19 protein-coding genes and 2 pseudogenes are annotated in these 21,719 nt (G+C 69.4%); 7 read left to right on the forward strand and 14 right to left on the reverse strand.

Annotated elements, in window-relative coordinates:
* Positions 1-96 precede the first annotated feature (96 nt).
* A complete protein-coding gene (locus tag OG310_RS01795; RefSeq protein WP_329454085.1) occupies positions 97-540 on the forward strand; it encodes a hypothetical protein in 444 nt (147 codons plus the stop codon).
* A gap of 636 nt (positions 541-1,176) precedes the next feature.
* Here OG310_RS01795 and OG310_RS01800 read toward each other — a convergent pair.
* The gene (locus OG310_RS01800) at positions 1,177-2,124 is read right to left on the reverse strand and encodes an asparaginase (RefSeq protein WP_329454086.1); all 948 of its coding nucleotides are present in this window, start codon (positions 2,122-2,124) and stop codon (positions 1,177-1,179) included.
* Positions 2,125-2,290: 166 nt separating this feature from the next.
* Between OG310_RS01800 and OG310_RS01805 the strand changes: the two genes are divergently transcribed.
* Entirely contained in the window at positions 2,291-2,938 is a 648-nt protein-coding gene (locus tag OG310_RS01805) for a GntR family transcriptional regulator (protein ID WP_329454087.1), read from the forward strand.
* 163 nt (positions 2,939-3,101) lie between these two features.
* Positions 3,102-4,583, forward strand: coding sequence for a Na+/H+ antiporter NhaC (nhaC, locus tag OG310_RS01810; protein WP_329454088.1), 1,482 nt, complete (start codon positions 3,102-3,104; stop codon positions 4,581-4,583).
* Positions 4,584-4,821: 238 nt separating this feature from the next.
* On the opposite strand, the gene OG310_RS01815 is transcribed toward nhaC, so the two are convergent.
* The 3 genes and pseudogenes from OG310_RS01815 to OG310_RS01825 form a co-directional block, all read right to left on the reverse strand.
* Positions 4,822-6,030: an RNA polymerase sigma factor gene (locus tag OG310_RS01815; protein WP_329454089.1), complete on the reverse strand. Its 1,209-nt coding sequence runs from the start codon at positions 6,028-6,030 to the stop codon at positions 4,822-4,824.
* 34 nt (positions 6,031-6,064) lie between these two features.
* Positions 6,065-6,409, reverse strand: coding sequence for a YciI family protein (locus tag OG310_RS01820; protein WP_329454090.1), 345 nt, complete (start codon positions 6,407-6,409; stop codon positions 6,065-6,067).
* Between the two features lie 906 nt (positions 6,410-7,315).
* Positions 7,316-7,732: pseudogene (locus OG310_RS01825) on the reverse strand (MFS transporter); the annotation flags it as partial.
* Between the two features lie 57 nt (positions 7,733-7,789).
* Here OG310_RS01825 and OG310_RS01830 point away from each other — a divergent pair.
* Entirely contained in the window at positions 7,790-8,290 is a 501-nt protein-coding gene (locus OG310_RS01830; protein WP_329454091.1) for a GNAT family N-acetyltransferase, read from the forward strand.
* 91 nt (positions 8,291-8,381) lie between these two features.
* Here the strand turns inward: OG310_RS01830 and OG310_RS01835 are convergent, their stop codons facing one another.
* The 5 genes and pseudogenes from OG310_RS01835 to OG310_RS01855 form a co-directional block, all read right to left on the reverse strand.
* On the reverse strand, positions 8,382-8,750 hold the full coding sequence (locus OG310_RS01835; RefSeq protein ID WP_329454092.1) for a hypothetical protein: 369 nt from the start codon (positions 8,748-8,750) through the stop codon (positions 8,382-8,384).
* Between the two features lie 30 nt (positions 8,751-8,780).
* Positions 8,781-10,382 carry a restriction endonuclease fold toxin-2 domain-containing protein gene (locus tag OG310_RS01840; RefSeq protein ID WP_329454093.1) on the reverse strand — a complete coding sequence of 534 codons (1,602 nt, stop codon included), beginning with the start codon at positions 10,380-10,382 and terminating at the stop codon, positions 8,781-8,783.
* Between the two features lie 450 nt (positions 10,383-10,832).
* The gene (locus OG310_RS01845) at positions 10,833-11,249 is read right to left on the reverse strand and encodes a nuclear transport factor 2 family protein (protein ID WP_329454094.1); all 417 of its coding nucleotides are present in this window, start codon (positions 11,247-11,249) and stop codon (positions 10,833-10,835) included.
* Between the two features lie 83 nt (positions 11,250-11,332).
* Positions 11,333-12,313, reverse strand: coding sequence for an SDR family NAD(P)-dependent oxidoreductase (locus OG310_RS01850; RefSeq protein WP_329454095.1), 981 nt, complete (start codon positions 12,311-12,313; stop codon positions 11,333-11,335).
* A gap of 1,052 nt (positions 12,314-13,365) precedes the next feature.
* A pseudogene (locus OG310_RS01855) lies at positions 13,366-13,802 on the reverse strand (GNAT family N-acetyltransferase).
* Between the two features lie 601 nt (positions 13,803-14,403).
* Between OG310_RS01855 and OG310_RS01860 the strand changes: the two are divergent.
* The 3 genes from OG310_RS01860 (at position 14,404) to OG310_RS01870 (ending at position 17,089) form a co-directional block, all read left to right on the forward strand.
* On the forward strand, positions 14,404-14,676 hold the full coding sequence (locus OG310_RS01860; RefSeq protein WP_329454096.1) for a hypothetical protein: 273 nt from the start codon (positions 14,404-14,406) through the stop codon (positions 14,674-14,676).
* A gap of 399 nt (positions 14,677-15,075) precedes the next feature.
* A complete protein-coding gene (locus OG310_RS01865; protein ID WP_329454097.1) occupies positions 15,076-15,987 on the forward strand; it encodes an SAM-dependent methyltransferase in 912 nt (303 codons plus the stop codon).
* A gap of 115 nt (positions 15,988-16,102) precedes the next feature.
* Positions 16,103-17,089 carry a terpene synthase family protein gene (locus tag OG310_RS01870; RefSeq protein WP_329454098.1) on the forward strand — a complete coding sequence of 329 codons (987 nt, stop codon included), beginning with the start codon at positions 16,103-16,105 and terminating at the stop codon, positions 17,087-17,089.
* 65 nt (positions 17,090-17,154) lie between these two features.
* On the opposite strand, the gene OG310_RS01875 is transcribed toward OG310_RS01870, so the two are convergent.
* The 5 genes from OG310_RS01875 to OG310_RS01895 are packed head-to-tail and all read right to left on the reverse strand — an operon-like array spanning position 17,155 to position 21,421.
* On the reverse strand, positions 17,155-18,573 hold the full coding sequence (locus tag OG310_RS01875; RefSeq protein WP_329454099.1) for a cytochrome P450: 1,419 nt from the start codon (positions 18,571-18,573) through the stop codon (positions 17,155-17,157).
* A complete protein-coding gene (locus tag OG310_RS01880) occupies positions 18,570-19,193 on the reverse strand; it encodes a GTP-binding protein (RefSeq protein ID WP_329454100.1) in 624 nt (207 codons plus the stop codon). The genes OG310_RS01875 and OG310_RS01880 overlap by 4 nt, the downstream gene beginning before the upstream one ends.
* Positions 19,174-19,533 carry a DUF742 domain-containing protein gene (locus OG310_RS01885; protein ID WP_329454101.1) on the reverse strand — a complete coding sequence of 120 codons (360 nt, stop codon included), beginning with the start codon at positions 19,531-19,533 and terminating at the stop codon, positions 19,174-19,176. Before OG310_RS01885 ends, OG310_RS01880 begins: the two co-directional genes overlap by 20 nt.
* Positions 19,530-19,907 (reverse strand): roadblock/LC7 domain-containing protein, encoded by a 378-nt coding sequence (locus tag OG310_RS01890; RefSeq protein ID WP_329459990.1) that lies wholly within the window; start codon positions 19,905-19,907, stop codon positions 19,530-19,532. The genes OG310_RS01885 and OG310_RS01890 overlap by 4 nt, the downstream gene beginning before the upstream one ends.
* 23 nt (positions 19,908-19,930) lie before the next feature.
* Positions 19,931-21,421: a sensor histidine kinase gene (locus OG310_RS01895; protein WP_329454102.1), complete on the reverse strand. Its 1,491-nt coding sequence runs from the start codon at positions 21,419-21,421 to the stop codon at positions 19,931-19,933.
* Positions 21,422-21,719 lie beyond the last annotated feature (298 nt).

The raw sequence follows: 21,719 nt of genomic DNA on the forward strand, positions 1-21,719 counted from the left end.
CTTCGCTCATGTGTCGAACCAACTGAGCCGCTACCGGGCGCAAGTTGGCAAAGGCTCACTCTCGGCCCTGGTGTGGCGGCAGCCGGTCTTATCTGGATGGCCGCAACGCTTGCGCCTGGACAGCCCTACCTGCAGCACCTGCTCATCCCGCTGATCATGTTCGGCGGTGGAATCGGCTTGTCCTTCACACCGATGGCCATGGGAGCCACCCAGGGAGTACCGCCGCACCAGGCCGGACTGGCCTCCGGGCTGATCAACGCCACCCGCCAGGTGGGCGGGGCGATCGGCCTCGCGGTCATGGCCACCGCCGCGTCGGGCCTGACGAGTCGGCACGTCGCCTCCGACGGTGCTCCCCATGCCCTCACCGACGGATACGCGCTGGCCTTCCTCATCGCGGGCCTGGGCCTGATAGCGGGAATGCTCCTCACCTTGGCACTCCCGTCGGCGGCCGGGCAACGGCTGGAGCGAGAGAGGGCACAGGCATCCGAAACCTCCCCGGCGCCAACGCCCGCCTCCGTCGAGGGCGTATCCGCGGACTGAGTCCGTCCGGCCCCGGGCCGGACCGCGTGCGATCGACGGTGGCCGAGGGCCTTCAAGTGCGGCGTCGCAGCGACCCGGGGCCGCGCCCCGCGCGGCCGTTCACCCCGCCGAACCGCCGCGATCCACGCGGCGGTTCGGCGGGGGTGGCCTCGGATCGGTGGTCGGCGAGCACGGTGTGGGTGACATCGTCCCGGCAACTCCAAGACGGTGCATCCTCATCGGGTCAGTGGAGAGGACCGCCGGCAACAACGTCCTGCCAGAACATGTCGGTGGGCCACGCCGTCGCCGTGCGGGCCCGACGACGCCCGGGTCCCGTGGACCCACCGGCCATGACGCGGAACGTCCTCCCGAATCGGAGGGTCGCTGATGGCTCAGCCCGCCGGCCGGCTCCCCGCTGGGCGCGGTTCGCCGGACGGTAGGGGTGAGGGCGGTCCGCCAGAAGGTGCGGGGCGAGGGTGGGCCGCCAGAGCCACGGCGTGGGGGCCGCCGGAGCGTGCGCTCGTGATCACCCCTCCGGCCGCCCGCCCACATCAACGAACCAGGAGGGTCCGGCTGTCGGAGTCCGTACGAGCCGACCGGTCCGCGTGTCCCCGATCGCGCCCACGGCCCCCGTCACCAGGGCCGTGGGCGCCTCCCTCAGAACGCGGCGCGGACGGCCCCGACCGGCTCGCCGTGCCCGAGGACCGGCGCGGTGGCGAGCGCCGTGAGTGTCTCGTCGCCGTCCACGTCCACTCCCAGGCGGCGCAGCGCGGCGACCATCACCACGGGACGGGACCGCTGGGAGCCGTCCGCGATCTTGAGCGACACCGCGGACCCGTCCGGGAGGCCGAGTGCGTACACGCCCTCGGCTCCGTCCTTGGCGACGGCCCCGGGCAGGGCGCCCATGAGCCGCGTCACGTCCCGGCCGGTGCCGCCGACGTACCGCGGGTGGGTGTTCATCGCACGGGCCACGCGGTGTTCGAGGCTGCCCTCCGGCGCCGAGGCCAGGCTGCCGAACGCCCGGGCCAGGCCCCGCAGGCTGATGGCGAACAGGGGCGCGCCGCAGCCGTCGATGCCCGTGGCCGCGATCCTCTCGCCCGCCAGTTCCTCCAGGGTCTCGCGCAGTACCACCTGGAGCGGGTGTGCGGGGTCGAGGTACGTGACGGTGTCCCACCCGTTCGCGACGCAGGTCGCCAGCATGGCGGCGTGCTTGCCCGAGCAGTTCATCGTCAGCGGGGAGGGCTGCCCGCCGGCCGCCAGGTACGCGCGCAGCGCCCCCTCGCCGATCGGGAGGGCAGCCGTGCAGCGCAGCGCGTCGGTGCCGAGCCCGGCAGAGCCGAGTATCGCCCGCACGCCCTCCAGGTGGATGTCCTCCCCCGAGTGGCTGGCGCATCCCAGCGCCAGGAGTTCGCCGTCCAGGCCCAGTCCGGCGCGGAGCATGCCGAGCGCCTGGAGGGGCTTGTTCGACGAGCGCGGATACATCGGAGCGTCGGCGTCCCCGATCCGCAGGACCTCCGAACCGTCAGGGGCGGTCGCGAGGACCGTCCCGTGGTGTACGGACTCCAGGAAATCCCCACGCCAGACCTCGGCCACCACGGTGTGCATCAGTTACGTCCACCTCTCCAGTTCGAGTCAACCGTTGACAGTTATCACTTGGCGCAGAGCATGTCGAATGTGGGGGCGATTTCGTCGACACCCCTTGACACCTGCGGAAACGTGCCTGTCAACTGGCAACTGTTAACACTTTGACGGTCCAGAGGAGGCGTCGTCCGTGAGTGAGACACTGCAACGCGGCCTCGCCGTCCAGATCGCCGAGGTGCTGCGGGAACGTCTGCTCGGTGGCCACCTGCCACCGGGGACCCGGATCAACGAGGTGGTGCTCGCGCGGGAGCTCGGCACCAGCCGGGGCCCGCTGCGCGAGGCCGTGCGGCAACTCGTCAGCGAGGGTCTGCTCGTGCACAACCCCAACCGTGGTGCCACGGTGTTCGCGGCCGAACCCGAGGACGTGCGGGCCCTGTTCGAACTACGCACGGCGCTGGAGACGGCGTCCGCCCGGCTGGCCGCGGAGCGCCGTGACGAGAAGGACATCGCCGCGCTGCGCTCGGCCTGCGCTCGGGCGCGGAAGACCATTCAGGGCGGCCGGCGCTTCGTGCACCGTCTGGACCTGGACTTCCACCGGACCCTTACGGTCACCGCGCGAAGTCCGCGCGTCGCGGAACAGTTGTGGCGGGTGCAGCAACAGATCATCCTGCTGCGCAGCCCGCTGGACGTTCCCCCGGCTCACACGGCCGGCTCCCTGGACGACCACGAGGAGATCACCGCAGCCGTCGCCGACGGTGACGGCAAGCGCGCCGCAGCGCTCATGGACCTCCATCTCGACCGCGTGCGGGCCCACATGGCGGGCTCCCCGACCGGCTGACCCTGCCGGACCTGTCCCGTCCTCGTGCCGCGAGTGCGCCCCCACCCCCGGCGCGCTTCCGCATGCCCTGCCCGCCCCCGTCCGCCCTCCCCCGGCGGCCGGCTCGCCGTTCCCCCCACCCCGCCGAAACGCCCCGGCCCCGCCGGGTCACTGGAGTACCCGAATGACCGACCCCACCGCCGCGGCGACGCCCCCACGCGTGCGCCGCACCCCCGGCCTGCTCGTCGCCGCACTGCCCGTGCTGCTGATGCTGACCCTGATGATCACGGGCACCGTCTGGCTCGACCTCGACCCCGTGGTCCTCCTCGTCACGGCCTGTGCCGTCACCGGCGTCATCGCCCGGCGGCTCGGCGTGACCTGGAACGAGATGCTCGTGGGCATACGGTCGAAGATCGACGCCGCGATGCCGGCGCTGCTGATCCTGATCTCCATCGGCATGCTCATCGGCACCTGGACGCTGAGCGGCACGATACCCATGATCGTCGACTGGGGACTCAAGGCGATCCAGCCGTCGTGGATCGTGGTGCTGTCGTTCCTGATCACCATGGTCGTCTCCACCGTGACGGGCACCTCCTGGGGCTCCGTCGGCACCGTGGGTGTCGCCCTGATCGGCGTGGCCGGCGGACTCGGTGTGTCCCTGCCCATGACGGCGGGCGCCATCGTCTCGGGCGCCTATTTCGGCGACAAGATGTCCCCGATGTCGGACACCACCAACCTGTCCCCCGCGGTGGCCGGTTCGACCCTCTTCGAGCACATCCGGCACCTCCTCTACACGACGGGCCCGGCCGCGATCCTCGCCTGTGTCCTGTACCTCTTCCTGGGCCGCACCCAGCACGCCGACGGGCAAGCCGCCCAGCGGACCGAGGCCCTTCGGGCCGTGCTGGAGCACGGATTCCACTTCAACCTGCTGCTCCTACTGCCACCGGCGGTGGTGCTCGCGGGCGCGATCACGAAGAAGCCGCCGCTGCCGACCATCATCGTCTCGTCAGCGGTCGCGGGAGTCCTGGGCGGTGTCTTCCAGGGCTTCTCCCTCCAGCAGATCTGCTCGTCCGCCTCGACCGGCTTCACCGCGTCGATGCTGAGCGGCCACGGGGGCATCGACCCCCGCCACCTGTCCGCCGCGGCCGGCACGCTCCTCAACCGAGGCGGCATGGCCTCCATGGCCTCGACCATGCTGATCGGCCTCGCGGGCTTCGCCTTCGCGGGCATCCTGACCGAGACCGGCTGCCTGGACGTCCTGATGCACCGGCTGCTCGCCAAGGTGCGCAGGACGGGCGGGATCATCCTCGCCACCGCGCTGACCTCGGTGGGCACCGCCCTCGCCATGGGGGTCTCGTACCTGACGATCATCGTGCCGGGCCAGGCGTTCCGGGACATCTACCCCGAACGCGGCCTCGCCCCGAAGAACCTGTCACGCACGCTGGAGGACTCCGGCACGGTCTTCGTGCCGCTGGTGCCGTGGACCGAGGCCGCCACCTATATGTCCACGACACTGGGTGTCGCCACCATGGCGTACGCGCCGTACGCGTTCCTGAACTACTTCGGCGTGATCATCGCTGTGATCTGCGGCTACACCGGTTTCGGCATCGCCCGCCAGGAGCCGGTGCGCAGGAGCGTCGAAGAACCCACGCCGGCTGCGCTCTGACCGCCCCGGTCGCAGTCCGCAGCCTGGTCCGCCCGGAGACAGGAGACCAGCAGGACGGCCCCAGGGTGGGAAGTTCCCGCAGGGACCGCAGGGGGCGTCCGGCGCGCATACCTGCGGCGGCGTGATCGGTCCGGGGATCCCGGTGCACCGTCCAGCGTCGGGATGGGGCCGTGCTCCCACCGATCCCGGCTTCCCGCTCGTCAGGGTCCGAGAGCGCCCCGCGGCGAGACAGTCGCCGTCACAAGTGCCGCAGCCGGTTGTGCAGGTGGCGACGTTCAGCTTCGGTGGGCGCCAGGTCGAGCGCCGCGAGATAGCCCTCGCGGGCTTCCGCCGCACGGCCGGAGCGTCGCAGTAGTTCGGCACGCGTCGCATGCAGCAGGTGGTAACCGTCCAGCTTCCCCGTCCCCGCGATCGCGTCGACCAGCGGCAGCGCCACCTCCGGTCCCTCCGCCATGCCGATCGCGACGGCATGGTTCAGATCGACGATCACGCTCGGTGCCACGAGGGCGAGTTGCTCGTAGAGTCCGACGATCTGTGGCCAGTCGGTACGGGCTGCCACGGGCGCGGTGGCGTGGCAGGCGGCGATGGCGGCCTGGATCTGGAACGGGCCGGCCCTGCGCCGTCGCAGCGCCCGTTCGAGGATGGTGAGGCCCTCCGCGATCCGATCCCGGTCCCACAGTGAGCGGTCCTGCTCCTCCAGGGTGACCAGATCGCCGTTCGGGGCGATGCGGGACGGCCGCCGGGCATCATGCAACAACATCAGCGCGAGCATGCCGTGCGCCTCGGGCTCGTCGGGCATCAACGCGGTGAGCACGCGCGCGATACGGATTGCCTCCCCCGGCAGTCGGGTCTTGTGCGGGTCCCCGTATCCGTCGTTGAACAGCAGGTAGAGCACGTGGAGCAGGGCGGGAAGTCGCTCTGGCAGCAGGTGCGCGGGGGGCACGCGAAACGGGATGCCCGCGTGGGCCACCTTCTGTTTGGCCCGGAAGAGGCGTTGCCCCATGGTGCGTTCCGGTACCAGGAACGCCCGTGCGATCTCCGCGGTACTCATGCCGGTCAGGCTCCGCAGGGTCAGCGCCACTTGAGCATCGAGATTCAGCGACGGATGGCAGCAGGTGAACATCAGCTCAAGTCGCTCGTCCGGAATCTCGCTGTCGCGCGCACAGGGGGGCGGCTGCCCCCTTTCCAGCGTCGCCACCTTCCGCAGCTTCGCCGCCTCGGTCGAAGCACGGCGCATCCGGTCGAGCGCGCGGTTGCGCGCGACGGTGGTGAGCCAGGCAATGGGTTCGGTCGGTATGCCTGATTCCGGCCACTTCTTCAGTGCCTGCGCGAACGCGTCCTGCGCACACTCTTCGGCCAGGCCCCAGTCACCGCCGGTGAGCCGGATCATGGTGGCCACGATCCGGCTCCACGCGGTGGTGTAGATCCCGGCAATACGATCCTTCACCTGGGATTCCACTGCCACCCTCTCGGTCAACCGATCATTCGTCGGCGTCGCCGGGCCAGAACGGCCGCAGTTCGACCATCCCTCTCCAGGCCATCGGGTGCTTGGAGGCGACATCGATCGCTTCGTCGAGGTCGGCGCATTCGAGGATGTCGAAGCCGGCCATCAGGTCCTTGGTCTCCGCGTAGGGTCCGTCGGTGAGCAGCACCCGACGGTCACGGACGCGAACCGTGGTGGCGTCGCTCGCCGGACGGGTGCGGTTGCCCATCAGCCGGATTCCCTTACCGTCCATCTCCGTGACCCAGTCCTCGACATCCGGGGCACCGTCGTCCTGCCCGGGGGTGTGATCCGGGTCCGTACACACCAACATCAGGTACTTCATCGCTTGATCCCTTCGTGGTTCCGGCGGCGGTCGTCGCGCCGATCGTGGTGGTCATGTTCCGGCACAGCGTGACGAGTCCGCAGCCCGAAGTTTCGCGGATCTGCCTCGCTTCCGGCGTGGGCGCCGGTGTCACAGGTGCCGTGCGTGGACGACCGGAGACCTCGGGTACTCGGCGACTCGCCGCCCTCTCGCCGCTCGCGTCGCCAGGCCGAGCCGATCAGCCGGGATCTTCGAGAGCCGTCCAGTCGAGGGTGCTTGGCCCCTCTCCCTCCGCCGCGACGCGGTTCGCCGTACCGACCCGACCGTTGGAAAACTGGTTGCGGGCAGTGAACCGGGGACGCGGCGAACGAGCCGAGGACGCCGTCCTCCCAGCTACTCCCTCCCCTCGCCCCCGGCAGCCACTCACCGATCCGGTCCACAGGGGCGATCGGCTCCTCCATCCGCCCGCGCGGTCTCCGGACGCTCGGACGCGGAGCAATCGCTGCCCGCGCACCCCTGGCCACGTCCATGAGCGGTCTCCTTCCCGTTCGTCGTGTGGATGACGAACGGGCGTGCCGTTCCACTACAGGCTCTCCTGAAGATCTTTCGCACGCTGTACTCGCGACGGTTCCCTGAAGGTCAGCACGGCGTTCAGGTTCTCGGCACGACCGTGCGAACCGCGACCGTGAGAACGGCGACTCACGAGATGGTGCGCGGCAGTCTGAGGCTGAACACGCCCGTCACCGCTGTCGAATCGAGCCAGGCCGGCGGCGTCACCAGCAGCGCGTCCCGCATGCCCCACGGACCGAGCAGGGCCACGAACAGCGAGCCGATCGGACACCAGGCCGCTTGCGAGCGCCGCCTGGTGCGTCGTCGTCATCACTCCGCTTCCCACGCCCTCGCGCCCGTGCGGTACGTCCGAGAGCACGATGCGCCGTGGATGGCGCCCGGTACCTGCGACGTCATCATCGCGGCCGCCGCGCCCTGCGCCACCCGGCCGATCACCAGCATCCAGGGGCTGGGCGCGAGGCCGCACGCCGGCGACGTGAGCCCGAAGGCGGACAGGCTCGCGACGAAGAGCCGGCGGCGGCCGAACGTGCCGCCCAGCCGCCCTCCGAGGACAAGCAGGGACCGGGTACGCCAGGCCGTACCCCGCCACCAGCCGTACCCCGCCACCACGAGTTCGAGCAGCGCGGGTCCCGCGCCGAGGCCCTTGTCGAGGTTCGAAAGGGCGACGTTGACGATGAAGAAGTCGATCAGCGGCGGGCCCGCGCCGAGCAGGACGGTGAAGAGGCCGCGCGGGCGCCCGATCACCTGCCACCTCGCGTCCCGGGGACGCGGCATTTCTGGGAGGAGCGAAAGTCGGGTGGCCGTGGCGCACGGTCCGGGTAGAGTCGGGCGGTGCCCGAGCTGAAGCGTCTGCACGCTGACGATGCCCCGGCGGTCCTGGCCTTCGAGTTGGCGAACCGCGCCTACTTCGCCGCCTCGGTCTCCGACCGCGGCGACGAGTTCTTCGAGCAGTTCACCGACAGGTTCAGGGCCCTGCTGGCCGAGCAGGCGGCCGGAACGAGCGCCTTCTACGTGCTCCTCGGTGAGGACGGCTCAGTTCTGGGCCGGTTCAACCTGTACGACTGTGAGGACGGGACCGCCGAACTCGGTTACCGGGTCGCGCAGCACGTCGCCGGCCTCGGCGTGGCGACCGCGACCGTGCGGGAGCTGTGCCGGGTGGCAGCCACGCGGCACGGGCTGCGGACACTGCGGGCGGGCACCGCTCACGACAATGCCGCGAGCCAGGCGGTGTTGACCAAGGCGGGGTTCGTACCGGTGGGTCCGGCCGACCCGGCACACCTCGGTGGCAAGCCCGGCATCTGGTATCAACGCGTCCTGGAAGTGCGGCCGTAGACCGTGAACGTGCTGGGTTCATGGGCAGAGCCGGTCCCGGCCTTCGCACAGCGACAGGGCGGCCGACCCGCCGTTGTCCCCGGTGGACTCGTCAACTGCCGAATTCCCGGGCGAAGTCATCGGGGTCCATGGTGAGGTCGACGGGCTCCGGGGTGGCGTCGTAGTCGGCCCACCACACGGCTGGGACGTCACCGGCCAGTTCGTGCAGCAACTGGTGGACGATGCGGGCCGCGCCCTCCAGCGGGTCCTGGTCGGGAAAGGTCAGGACCCGGTGTTCGGTCTGCCACGCGAAGGGGTGCACCCGGTCGAACTCCTGGATGTCCAGCTCCAGGATGCCCCCGCTGCTCGACATCCGGCTGTCGGGCCACAGACGGCTCACACAGGCGGACAGTTCGTCGTCCGTGAACGTCCACGCGGCTCCGGTCTCCCGGTCCGCGCTCACAAAGAAGGTAGATCCCACTGCCGGTCCTCTCAAGCGTCCTCGGTGTCGTCAGGGCACGATACGGGTCTCGCCCGGCACTTTCTCGGCCGCGAGCAGCACGTCGAAATAGGCACCGGCCTTGGCGTCGTTGGTGATGATCTCCATGTGGTTCACCTGGTTGCGCGGGTCTTTGAACGCCGCCCCGTACCGCATGATCTCGTCCTTCTGGGCCTTCTCCGCCGACTCGTACACGTAGGAGGGCACGTTGTCGACGTTGCCCAGGCGCAGGGGTGAGGTGCAGCTTTTCTGCGTGCCGACGTACTTCGCGTCCACGGCGGCACCGTCGGACGCACGGACTCCGTCCGCGTTCATTCCGCGTTCGCCACCCTTCCCGTTGGGAACTGTGGTGTAGAGGTTGTACTCGGTCGATCCCGCGACCCTCAACTGGTAGGCGCGACGGGCGTCGATCTTTGGTTTTCCCGTGGTCGGCTGCAGGGCCGGGGTGCTGCGTCCCTGGCCTTGCATGCTCAGCATCCATTGCCTCACCGCCGCCTGGCCGGCGGTGGGCAGCTGGGGGAACGGGCTGCCGGGGTCACGGGGCAGGGGCTGGGTGCCGAGTCCCGCGGGCCCTGGTGCGGCGCTGGCCGTGGCCGCGTCCAAAAGCACGGTGGTACCGGCTACGGCCGCCGTGACAACGGCGGGAATGACGATGCGGGCCGCCGCCGCGTCCACGATCGCCGCGGCCTCCGTGAGCACGGCGAGTTCGGCGTCGGCCTCGAGTTCGGCTGTCATGGCCAGGGCCGCCGCGGAGGCCTCGGACACGATGGCAGCCTCGCCTCCCGCCGCGGCGGCGTCCGATACACCCAGCGTGAGGATCGTCAGGCCGATTCCCACGGCCGCGACGCCACCCGCCAGCTCGGCCATGTGGGTGAGGTGGGAGCGCAGCGAGTCGATCTTCTGCGCGTAGGTGTCACAGGCCTGGCTGAGTTGGTGGGCCGTGGTGGAGAGGGTGTTGAGGACGGGGCCCGTGACGGTGCAGTCGATGTGGACGCGCTGCCAGCTCGCTTCGAAGGCTTTGACGTCGCTTGCCTGGCTCTCGCTGGTCACCGGCGCGACGTGCCGGTCGCCTTCGAGGCCGAGAGTGGTCAGGAGGCCGGCGAGTCGCTGCCAGTCACGGCCCGCTTGACGCAGTGCGTCCGGGTCTCCCTGGGGCCAGAACTTGGCGATGATGTGACGGACCGCCCAGTTCTGGTGTCCTACCGCCGTCGGTATCTCCACCGGCCGCGGCTCGCTGTCGCAGTCGGGGTTCGAAGACGCGGGCAACTGTGCGGGCAACCGCATACCGTTCAGTACCTGGGCGTCGGCGACGAGGTAGTTGGCGGACATGGTGTAGAGGGTGTTCGCGGCGCCGCCCATGTACGCGACACTCTTGGCCAGGGCGTCGCTCACTTTCTGGGCCGCGGGATCGTAGACGGCGCCGAAGGCATGGCCCGCGTCGTCGTCGCCCGCCATCCCCGAGGCGTCGCCGAGCGAGCCGATGAGGCCCGAATAGATCTGCGAAGCCCATACCTGCAGGTCGGCGAAGCCCGCGGACGAGAGCGCCACCTGCACCGGATCAATGTCGATGTCGTAGTCCGTCACCGCTCCCCCGACCACCAGAACGAGCTGCACATGCTACCCGCGCACGTGCCGGAGATACGAGCTTTCGCGTGGGCGTCGCGTCGAGGAAACGCTTGCCCAGGACGGGCTACGCGGGACGCGCTGAGCACCTCGGTCGTTCGCCTGGAGGAGCGACTCGACCATGCGCCAACGCGGCACCCACCCCCGCACGTTCAGCGTCGGGCTGTCGGGCCGCCTGTCGCGCCGTCAGAACTTACGGGCCGGGACGCCGGTGACGGGGATCAAGGCGGGCGACCCCGACGCGGTCGCGGTCTCCAGCCCTCAGGTCGATCGCCAAGTGTGGCGACGCCTGCCTGTCCCACCGACGAGGCGACGCTCGCCGGCAACCCGCCGCGCGCACCCCGCACACCTTTGCTCTCGCTCTCGCCCTCGCCCACCCGGCCGCCCGGCCGCCTGCACGTAAGCCCCGCAGCCCCAGGTCAGCAGGGCCCCATCAACGCGTCAGTCCTTCTTGGAGGCCCGGTAGACGGAAAGAGTGTCTTCGTACAGGTGCATGCTGGTGATTTCACCGTCCTCGACCACCAGGTGCATGACGGACGGTGTGGTGAACCTCTTACCACTCGCCGAGAAGGTGTGCGTGAAGGTACCCAGCACGATCACGTCACCGTCCTCGACGATCACACGCTCCAGCACGACCTCGCTCCTGCCGGCCACGAAGGCCGGCCACATCGTGGTGAAGTAGGGTGCGACCTCATCGCGCCGGGTGCGGTGGCCGGTCCACGGCAGTGCGTCGCTGCCCGGCACATTCCAGTCGATCTCCGGTGCGAACAATTCCTGGATGCCTTCGGCGTTCTGCGCGCCGAGCCGCTGGAGAAACGACTCGGCCACCGCTCGCGAGCTCTGCGTGTCAGTTGCCATCCCGCGTATCCCTTTCTCGGCAACATTTCCTCGGCATCACTGGATCTCGCGCCGACCGGCCCCGGCGACCTCATGGCGGGCTGTCAGGATATCCACGCATTTGTACCACCGATCGCCTGAAGCCCGTACTCCCAGAGGCGGTCCGCGGCGGCGGGGTCAAGGGACCACTCCGCCACCATCCCGGCCATCGCGGCAGAACCCCCGGCCATGCGGGAGGGGCCGCCTTCCACGGTCTCCACCTCTTGGTTTTCTTCGAAGTAGCGGCCTGTCACACCATCAACGAGGGGCGACGCCGCGAGCAGTGTCGCTGTGGCCGCGGCTTGTGCGGGCGTTTTGAAGTGATCCGGGGTGAGCTGGTTGCCCTCCGCGTCCTGGGCGCCGAGCATGCGCAGGGAGGCGGCATCCAGGTGGCGGGACAGATTCGTGTGCGCCACTCCCGGAGCGCAGGCATTGGCGATGATCCCGTCGTCAGCCCATCGGCGGCCGACCCCGACCGCGAGCAGCACGTCCGCGGTCTTCGACTGCGCGTAGGCGATGATCGGGTCGTAGGGCCGCCGCTCGAACTGCGGATCGTCGAAGTCGAAGCCCGCGATCAACTGCACACCGGAGCTGACCGTCACCACGCGCCCCCGCTCCGCGGACCGCAGCGCCGTGCGCAGGCCCGTCAGCAGCGCGAAATGACCGAGATAGTTGGTCGCGAGCTGCATCTCCCAGCCCTGCGCGTTGACCTGGCGCTCGGGAAGCATCATGACGCCGGCGTTGGCGACGACGGCGTCGACGGGACCGCGCCAGGCAGCGCAGAAGGCTCGCACCGATTCCAGGTCGGCCAGGTCGAGGGCGGCCGCTTCGGTCCGCGGGAACTCCTCCACGATCGCCTTGGCGGTTGCGGGATCACGCGTGGCGATGGTGACGTGTGCGCCGGCTCCGGCGAGAGCACGGACGGTTTCGGCCCCGAGCCCTGACGCCCCTCCCGTGACGATCATGCGGCGCCCCGTCAGATCGACCCCGGCCAGAACCTCCGTCGCGGTGGCACGTGCGCCGAAGTGAGTACGAAAACGCGTCATATGGAAAATCCTTGCTTGATGAGGCAGGTAAAGGGCGCGCTGCATGACCTCGGCGCCCAGCGGACGCCCGCACATCAGGCGTTGGCCCGGTGTGCGCCGGCTTGGTTCGTTGGGCACTGAGCGCAGGAGAGGCACGAGCAGCGAAGGGCTGGGCGGAGTGTCGGTCCGTGGGCGTACAGCGGTGTGAAACTGGGTGACGCCGGCTCCCGCTTCCCGTGCGTGGATGCCGCCCAGGCCGTGCGAGCAGGTGCAGTCAGCCCCGGCGCGGACGGCGAGACCTTCCCCTGTCTGCGATGTCCACGCGAGGCCTCGGAACGACCTCGGATACACACCGCCCATCGATCGTATTTATTATCGGTCACTACAAAACTTACCCTACGAGGTACCCACGTCAAGAGAAAGGCGGAGGACCGCTCGGACGACGCCGGCGGCGGGCGACTGACGCGGGTGGAAGTCGAACGTGCGGATCGCGTCCTGAGCGAGGGCGAACCGGTGCACTCCGGAGCAGGTCCGACGATCCCCCGTTGTGGTCGCCGGGACCTCACCACACTATCTCCGGCCCGCCGCACAACAGGGGCCATTCGCGCTTCGGATACGTGGGCCAATCGGGCCCTCACCCACCGGCACCGAGCCGTGGGCGACAGGTGCACCCTGATGGGGGCACCCGCCGCGGGCGCCGCCGCCGTCCTGGCCGGCGTCGAGGCCGGCCTCAGCATGGAAGTCGTCGAGGCCGGCCTGCGCGTGGAAGTCGTCACCCGAAAGCCGTCGACACGTCCGCCTCACGGGCCGGCACCTCGGCAGCCATCACCAGAACATACGGTTCAAAATGGTGGCATCTGAGCACGTCGGGACTGGACCTCCTCCTCGATGGGTCTCCCCACCCATCCGCCGGCGGCGTCCTCGCCGAACGTGACCCTCGAAATCGCGGGCTTCAGCCGAACCGCCACCCCCGGGACAAGGCCCGGGCGCCATCGCGCTCAACTCGGCGCGGAACTCCACGGCCGTTCCCGACGCGGGACCCGAGCCCAGCGGTCCCACGGTCCCATCCTCGGTCAGTCGTCGATCGGGAAGCGGTAGACCGTGGACCCTCGGGCTTGAAACCCGAGACGTTCATACAGCCGGTTCGCCGCCCCACGATCCGGTCGTGACGTGAGATCGACCGTTCGAGCGCCCGCCGCCCGGGCGATCCGCAGGGACTCCTGGGTGAGCAGCCGCGCAACTCCCTGGCCTCGCGCCGCACTGTCGACGACCACGTCTTCGACACGGGCCCGCAAGCCGGACGGCAAGGGCAACAGCACCAGCGTCAGGTGCCGACGATCGCGTCAGGCGTTCGGGCAACGAGCACCGTGTTGGCGTCACAGGTCACCATCCGGTCGACCGCTTGGTGGTCGAGGGGCTTGGCGGTCGATGACAGCTGAGGAAGCAACCGGCTGAAAGCGTCCACAAGTCCCTGACTCGACTCCAGGATGACCTCTACACGCACGTCCATGTGCGGAGCTTATCCGGGGCTCCCGCATCCTCCCCCCAGCCACGTTCCGCGGTCTTTCGTTGGCCGGTCGCACGGGACGGCTCGCTCGGCGGAGCGGCGGCGTCGGGTCACTCCCCTGAGGAGGGGACGGTCAGTGCTGGGGCACGTGTCCTCGTGAGCCGGGCTGCTGCCTCCGGCAGGAACACGTCGAACGGTGGGCATCGCTAACGCGTTCCGTGCGGATGGGGAGCCGCTCCGCCACCTGGGGGCGAGAACTGATGGCACGTCAATACGTGCTCCGCCTGGGCGTCGCCCGCCGCCGGCCGCCGTTGATCCGCACCGTGATGCCCTGATGCGCCCAGGCCGGCACGTGGAGCTTGATGTCGGGCCGGACGCTGCCGTCGACCGGGAGGTGTCGTGTCCGCGCGCGGGAAGTCCGTCCGCTGAGCGACGGTGAAGCCGCACTCGGGCCAGTGCGGAGCGGAGGCGATGTACGGATCGACCCACAGTGTCCGACCGTCGGCGGACCGCGCTTGGACGGACTCCTGGTACCTGATCTGGTCCTCCAGGACGGCGCCGCCATCGCGGGTGCGCGCGCCGGCAACGCATCAAGATCATCGCAATGGCGCGGGCGCTCGACGTCCGGGACGGCACGGAGGCCGAGGAGCTCACGTCACGGCGGTTCGCCATCGCCTGGGTCGCCGCGCAAGGGCAGGACTTCACGCCTCTCGTCGGCGCTCGCGCCAGAGCGCAACTGGCGGACGTACTGGACCGGGACCGCGCCGAGCGCGGATGCCGCGGCGATCGCCGCGGCGGAGAAGCCGTGTCCCGTGGTGTCGCCGCTGGTGATCGCTACATGAGAACGCTGCTCGATCTGCTCGGCAGGGAACCCTGAGCGCGGCCGGACCCGGTTCCCATAGGGGCAGTCAGACGCCGCCGCGTTACGCACTGGGCCCGGCCGGTCCCCTTCACCGGGACCGAGCACGTCGCGGAGGCCCGGAATCGTGACGCTTCATCAGTCGCACCCGCGAAGATCCGTGCGTGGTGGACTCCCGGCGGACGGGCGTACGGGGACTGCCCGCGGTCGGCGCCCCGCGCCTGCCGGGAGCGAGGTCGGCCGCCGGATTCGCCATCATCGGATCGGCCTGGCGCTTTCTCGCCAGGAGAACAAAGGGAGACATGACGGGACGTCACGCACCAATGTAAGAGGAACGGCCAATTCCTCAACCTGGTCGATCAGTTCAGGACACAGAAGTACTCTGGTGCCCACACTTACGCCGAGGAAGCGAAACTCATGATGGACAGCAAACTCCTCATCCAGCCTCCTGCCGATGACCAGGCGTTCGACGAGAGCCAGGTGCCGCTGTACTACTCCCGCAAGACCAACGACATCCTGCAGAAGTACGGGCCAGGCCCCCGCGTGCACTTCCATGTAGGGCTCTTTGATCAGAGTGCCGATCTGGACACGATGGTCGGCCAGAGCGTCCTGAAGCGACGTATCGCCGAGTCGCAGGAAGCGATCCTTGACCACGCGGCCCGCAGCTGGGGCGTGCACACCGCACCGCCGGTGCAGCTCCTCGACATCGGCTGCGGCGTCGGCGGCGGTTCGATCTACTGGGCGCAGGAGCACCGCGCGACCGTGACCGGCCTCACCGTGGCGGCCGAGCACGTGCCCGTCATACAGGACTTCGCACGGGCGGCCGGTGTCGCCGATCGTGTCACTCCGCGCTACGGCGACGTCCACGAGCTGACCGAGCAGCGGGCCTACGATGCCGCGTACGCCAACGAGAGCTCCGGTTACATGGACCGGCAGCGGCTGTTCGAAGTGGTCGGAAAGGCGTTGAAGCCGGGGGGCTGGTTCGGCATCCAGGAGCACTTCGTCTGCCGCCCCGAGTGGACCGGATTCATTGACGGGTATTACAAGACCCGTCTCGGCACTGTCGCCGAGTACCTCTCGGCAGCCGAACGGGCCGGCTTCGAAATGGAGCAGAACGAGGACGTCACTGATCGGGTGGCGGAGTTCTGGGTGCAGTCGATGGCGTGGAACACCGCTGAACTCGACCGGGTCGAGGCGGCCGGCACCGCGTCCGCCTGGTCACGCGAGCGGCTGCGGGAGTCGACCATCACGCACAGCAGATTCTTCCGGATCTGGCGCGACCACGCGATGGAGACCCGTCTGCTCCTCTTCCGGCTCGCGGGCAGCTGACATGGTCACCGAGTACGCACGGCCCTCTCGCCTGGGGCCCCGGCTCCCGGCTTTCTACTGTCCGTTCAACGAAAGACTGATCCACCCGAGGGCCCAGGAGATCGAAGCGCGGGCAGTGGAGTGGACCGATCGGTTCGGGATCTATCCCGACGGCACGGAGCGCGCCTGGGGTCTGGCCACGCACAGTGCCGACTTCTCCAGTCGCATCATCCCGCGCGGGGACGTCGAACCGCTGGTGCTGTTCGCCGAGTGGAACTACTGGGCCAACGCTATCGACGACTGGCAGGACTCCGGGGACAAGGGAGTGAGTACCGCCGCCATCGTCGGCCACAGTATCCGGCTGGCGCGGGCCATCGAGGCTCCCGGCTCCGCGATGCTGCCTCCCGGCCCGTTGACTGCCGCGCTCGACGATCTGGTGGCCAGGACCTGGGGAATGCTCTCCCCGTTCCAGCTGCGCAGATTCGTCGAGGGAGCCCGGGACTGGCTGTTCGGAGCCGGCTGGCAGGCCGCCAACGCCGAATACGGCGTCATGCCGAGCCTCGCGGACTTCGCCGCGACGGGGGCGTTGGCGAACGGAACCCGGTTCTCCCTCACCTGGTCCGATGTCGCCAATGGGATCCATCTGTCCCCCGACGTCCTGTACTCCGCACCCGTCCAGGTCGCCACGGAGGCCGCCGGGTTCATCGTCAGTGCCGACAACGATCTGTTCTCCTACGACAAGGACGACGATCAGGAGCCCTGGGAGCAGAACCTGGTCAATGTCCTTGCCCATGAGTGGAGGTGCTCGCCCGCGGAGGCGGTGCCCGCGGCCGTGGCGCTGCGGGACCGGGTGATGACCTTCTTCATTCGGCTGCGTGCCCAGCTCGCGCGGGGGGCCGACGATCAACTCGGCCGCTACCTGGATTCGCTCGGTCATTACGTGAGCGGATCCATCGAGTGGCAGAGCCGGGCGCCCCGCTACGCCAGTCCGCGGAATCGCAACGATTTCCCGGTGGCGGGCGCCCATTTCGACCTGATGTGGCGCGATACACCCAGCGACCCGGACCCCTCCGCCCCACCGGTGCCCGCTTTCGCCTGGTGGTGGCAGCAACTGCAGTACTGAGCGATCCGGTGCGTACGGTGGGGGACCAGCGCGGGTGCGCTGGTCCCCCACCGTATGTCCGGTGCCTAGCTGCGCCGGAGCAGGCGCTTCCACCACGACCGGCGCCGCGGGGTCCCCGCGGAGACGGGAGCGGCGTCCGGCGCTGCCTGGGTCTGTACCGCGACCGGCGGCATGGCCGCAGGCACGACTACCGGCGGCATGGCCGCAGGCACCGCCGGCGCGGCAGCCTCGCGTCGAGGGCGGGGGGTGAACGACACGGGCAGCCCGGTCAGTTGCTGGAACATCAACGTTCCGCTGCGCTGCAGCTCGCCCGGGGCAACAGAGGGTTCGAGATCGGGCAGACGCGCGAGGAGGACCTCGATGCCGGTGTCCGCGATGGCCCGGCCGATGTCCTGCCCCGGGCATTCGTGCGGGCCGGCGCTGAACGCGAGGTGCGCGCGGTTGCCGTGCACGGGCGCCGCGTCGGGGCGGATCGACGCGTCGGGGTCGACGTTGGCCGCGGCCAGGCCCAGCAACAGCATGTCACCGGCCTTGATCTCCTGGCCACCGAGCACGGTGTCGCCGGTCGCCCAGCGGCCCAGCACGGTGTTGATCGGCGGCTGGTCCCACAGCACCTGCTCCAGGGCGTCCGGCAGTGTCATGTGGCCGCCGGAGAGGTCGGCGCGGAACCTGCCGTCGGTGAGCACCATCTCCAGCGTGTTCGCGATGAGGTTCGCCGTGGTCTGCACGGCCGCGATGAGGATGACCCGTACGTGCGCGAGCACCTCCTCGGGACTCAGCCGCGACTCGTGCGCCAGCAACCAGGACGTGATGTCCCTGCCCGGAGTGGCGGTCTTGGTCTCCAGGAGTTGCTGCAGTACGGAAGTGACGTAGCGGTCACTCTCCAGCGCGGTCTCCGTGGCGTTGACCATGTCCTGGGCTGCCCGCACCAGCAGCGGCCCGGCCTCCTCCGGAGCGCCGATGAGCTGCGTCATGACCAGTGTGGGCAACTGAGCCGCGAAGTCGGCGACCAGGTCGGCGTGGCCCTTCTCGGAGAACTCGTCGACCAGCTGGTGGGCGAAACGGGTGATGTAGCGGCGGATGCCGCGACGGTCGAAGCCCTGCAGGGCATCCATGACCGCACTGCTCAGCCGCTCGTGCACCTCGCCGTCAGTGAAGTTGACCACAGGCCACCAGGAGACCATGGGGCCCAGCGGGTGGTCGGCAGGGACCTTGCCCTCGGCCATGTCGCGCCAGACGCGCGAGTCGCGGGCGAAGCGGGACGGTGTCCTGGCCACCTCCAGGTTCTCCCGATACCCCAGGACGAGCCAGGCGGGCAGGTCCCCGTGCACCAGGACCGGGGCCACCGGACCGTGTTCGGCCCGCAGCTTCTCGTACAGGCCCTTGGGGTCGCCGTCGGCCTCGGGCCCGTACAGCCGCCTCGTCCCATTGGTGTCAGAGACGTGCGCCGGGCAGCCGGGGGGTGGGGTGGGGGGAGTGCTCACGATGCCTCCGAAGTAGCGGAGAGGGAGTAGAGGTAGCGCATGAGCGCGATCAGGACGTCCCGGCTGTCCTCGCGCTTGCGGGCGTCGCAGAAGTGGATGGGGACGTGTTCCGGCAGGTCCAGGGCGCTGCGCAACTCCTTCACGTCGTAGCGGGGCGCGTTGGGGAAGGAGTTGACCGCGACCAGGAAGGGCACACCGCGCTCTTCGAGCAGGCCCATGGCGTCGAAACTCACCTCCAGCCGGGCGGTGTCGACCAGCACAACGGCCCCCAGCGCTCCTTCGAACAGTCCGCGCCACAGGAACCAGAAACGCTCCTGGCCCGGGGTTCCGAAGAGGTAGAGGATCAGCTCCTGGTTGATGCTGATCCGGCCGAAGTCCAGCGCGACCGTGGTGTGCGTCTTGCCTTCGACCCCTGCTGTGTCGTCGACGCCGATGCCGGCCTGCGTCATGGTCTCCTCGGTCCTCAGGGGCCGAATCTCACTCACCGCGCCGACCAGGGTCGTCTTGCCGACCCCGAACCCACCAACGATCAACACCTTGGCCGCGGTGGCCGCGGTCGCCGGCAGTACGTCTTCCGGCCGCGGGCCCTCGGGGAGCGGCTCAGAGCTTCTGAAGTCCATCGATCACTGCCTTAATCAATGCCGGGTCGGGGAGCTTGACCTGAGGTATCGGCGGACGAGCCAGCACGTGCTCCTCAGCCAGGAGATCGCCGAGCAGCACGGTCACCGCGCTCATCGGCAACGCGGTGTAGGAGGAGATCTCCGCCACCGACAACGGTGACTGGCAGAGCCGGAGGATCACCGACTGCTCGGGGGACATGCCGGGCGTCGGCCCGGACCTGGCCACGATCAACGTGACCAGGTCGAGAGGCTTCTGACCCGTGGAACCACTGCGACCACCGGTGATGATATACAGCCGCTCGGGACTCTCTTCCTCCCAACCGCGGCCCGGTCCGCTCACGTGGCGTGCACGTCGTGTCGCGGCGGACTGTTGAGATGCTCCCCGATCCGAAGTACCAGGTCCCGCATACGCTGCCCCATCAGTCCTGCGTCCACCCCGTCGTTGGCGAGCACCGCCAGATAGGCGCCGGCACCCGCCGCCATCAGGTAGAAGAACCCACCGTCCATCTCGATGACGAGCATCCTCATCTTCCCCGATCCGGAGGGGAGTTCAGAGGCGACGGCAGCCGCCAGGCTCTGCAGGCCCGCGCAGGCGGCAGCGAGCCGGTCCGCGGTGTCGGTCTGCGTGCTGTGCTGGGCCATCTTCAGCCCGTCGGACGACAGGACGATCACGTGGCGGGTCTGCGGGACGCTGTCCGCCAGGTCCGCGAGCATCCAGTCCAGGTTGGCCTGCTGAGTCACTGCTGCTCCCCCTTGCCGGTCGAGCCGGGCTTGGTGTTGTGCTGCGAGGGGTCACCGGAAACGGCACTGCTGAAGGCGGCGAACCATTCGCCGGGCTGTGCTGCCGGCTCGGATTCGGTCGACGTCTTTTCGGACGGGGGAGGCGGCGTGCTTATCTGGGCCCGGCGGCGGCGCTGCGGCAAGCCGTTGTTCGCGCGTGGGACCTCGGGGCCGATGTCGCTCTCGTCCTCGACGTATGCCGGGCCGGAGGCCGGGCGGGAAGTGGGCCGCGCCGATTCGGGAGTCTCCTCCCTCGGCCCGGAGACGGTGCCGATGCCGTGCGCCCGCGCCAGCCCGGACACACTCGTGGTGGTGGTGATCAGCTTCTGCGGGACGACCAGGACGGCTCGCACACCACCGTACGCGGAGGCCCTCAGCGAGACCGTGAAACCGTTGGCCTGCGCCAGCTTGCCGACAGCAGCCAACCCCAGACGCGGGGTCTCCCCCAGGTCGGCCACGTCGATGCCCTGCTGCGCCTGGTGCAGCATGCGCTCGGCCCGCTTGCGGGCCTCCTCACTCATGCTGACACCGCCGTCCTCGATCTCGATGGCGATACCCGACTGCACCTCGACCGTGGTCAGATGGACCCGGGTATGCGGCGGCGAGTACCGCGTGGCGTTGTCGAGCAACTCGGCCAGGGCGTGGATCAGCGGCCCGACACCGGGACCCTCGACAGCGACCTCGGAGACCGAGTGCAGATCGACCCGCTGGTAGGGGATGATCTGGCCCATGGCACCGCGCAGCACGCTGTACAGCGGAACGGGCTTGCGCCACTGGTGACCCGGACGTGCGCCACCGAGCACGGCGATCGTCGCGGCGAGTCGTCCGATGAGCGAGTTGCCGTGGTCCAGCTCCAGCAGATCGCCGAAGACCTCCGGTACCTGCCCGTGCCGGTCTTCCATCTGCCGCAGTTCCAGCGCCTGCTGGTGGACGAAGGCCTGGATACGCCGGGCGACGTTGACGAAGGCGCGCTGCGCGGACTCACGGAGGTCCTCCTCGGCGCTCACGGCGTCGAGGACCGATGTCAGCACCGCCCGGTGTGCCGCCTGGAACTCGGCGGTCAGGCCGGACTCAAGACCGTATCCGGCCGTCAGCGAGGCGAGCACGTCCTCCTGGAACTCGCCCTTGCGCAGGCGTTCCATCGCCTCGGGGAGCAGAACGCCGGCCAGCCGCACGGTGGCGTTCTCCTGCTGTGACAACGCAGTGCGCTGCGCGGCCACGGTGGCAGTCAGTTCCTTGATACGCCTGCCTCGGCGCGCTGCGACACCCCCGACGGCAGCCGTCACAACGACGGCCACCACACCGAGCACCACGACCAGCGTGCGAGCCGAGGACGGGACCAGGTAACCGATCAGCGCAGCGACCGCCGCCGTCGCAACGGCCGGCAGCAGCCATAGGCGCGACGCCTCGGATCCTGCAGCTCCGGGCGGTGATTCTTTGCGGACCATCAGCACCTTCAAATTATCAGACGAATGACGATGGGCGGGAGCATAACGGTGCCCGGCAGGGGCAGTTGACCGAAGCCTCGTTCATCACCCAATGGAGCAACAGGCACGACAGTTCCACATCTGAACCTGTACTCTCCCGCCGCCCGGTCAACATGGCAGGCCTGCGGGCCAGATGGCAGGGGTTTGCCACGTGCATGTGCCATCCCGGCGACGGACTCCGGGCCCTGCTCGCCGCCCCTCATGCGTCGCACCGACATCGTTTCTTTCACGCGATCTCCACCTGGGAACGCGTCGTTGC

The sequence above is a fragment of the Streptomyces sp. NBC_01497 genome (assembly GCF_036250695.1).
Taxonomy (GTDB): Bacteria; Actinomycetota; Actinomycetes; order Streptomycetales; family Streptomycetaceae; genus Streptomyces.

Bases quoted from the DNA above. Each gene is read 5' to 3' on its own strand.
- OG310_RS01795 (WP_329454085.1), top strand. From the start codon at position 97: ATGGCCGCAACGCTTGCGCCTGGACAGCCCTACCTGCAGCACCTGCTC.
- OG310_RS01800 (WP_329454086.1), bottom strand. From the start codon at position 2,124: ATGCACACCGTGGTGGCCGAGGTCTGGCGTGGGGATTTCCTGGAGTCC.
- nhaC (WP_329454088.1), top strand. From the start codon at position 3,102: ATGACCGACCCCACCGCCGCGGCGACGCCCCCACGCGTGCGCCGCACC.
- OG310_RS01820 (WP_329454090.1), bottom strand. From the start codon at position 6,409: ATGAAGTACCTGATGTTGGTGTGTACGGACCCGGATCACACCCCCGGG.
- OG310_RS01845 (WP_329454094.1), bottom strand. From the start codon at position 11,249: ATGGCAACTGACACGCAGAGCTCGCGAGCGGTGGCCGAGTCGTTTCTC.
- OG310_RS01850 (WP_329454095.1), bottom strand. From the start codon at position 12,313: ATGACGCGTTTTCGTACTCACTTCGGCGCACGTGCCACCGCGACGGAG.
- OG310_RS01860 (WP_329454096.1), top strand. From the start codon at position 14,404: ATGGCGCGGGCGCTCGACGTCCGGGACGGCACGGAGGCCGAGGAGCTC.
- OG310_RS01865 (WP_329454097.1), top strand. From the start codon at position 15,076: ATGATGGACAGCAAACTCCTCATCCAGCCTCCTGCCGATGACCAGGCG.
- OG310_RS01880 (WP_329454100.1), bottom strand. From the start codon at position 19,193: ATGGACTTCAGAAGCTCTGAGCCGCTCCCCGAGGGCCCGCGGCCGGAA.
- OG310_RS01890 (WP_329459990.1), bottom strand. From the start codon at position 19,907: ATGCTCGCGGACCTGGCGGACAGCGTCCCGCAGACCCGCCACGTGATC.
- OG310_RS01895 (WP_329454102.1), bottom strand. From the start codon at position 21,421: ATGGTCCGCAAAGAATCACCGCCCGGAGCTGCAGGATCCGAGGCGTCG.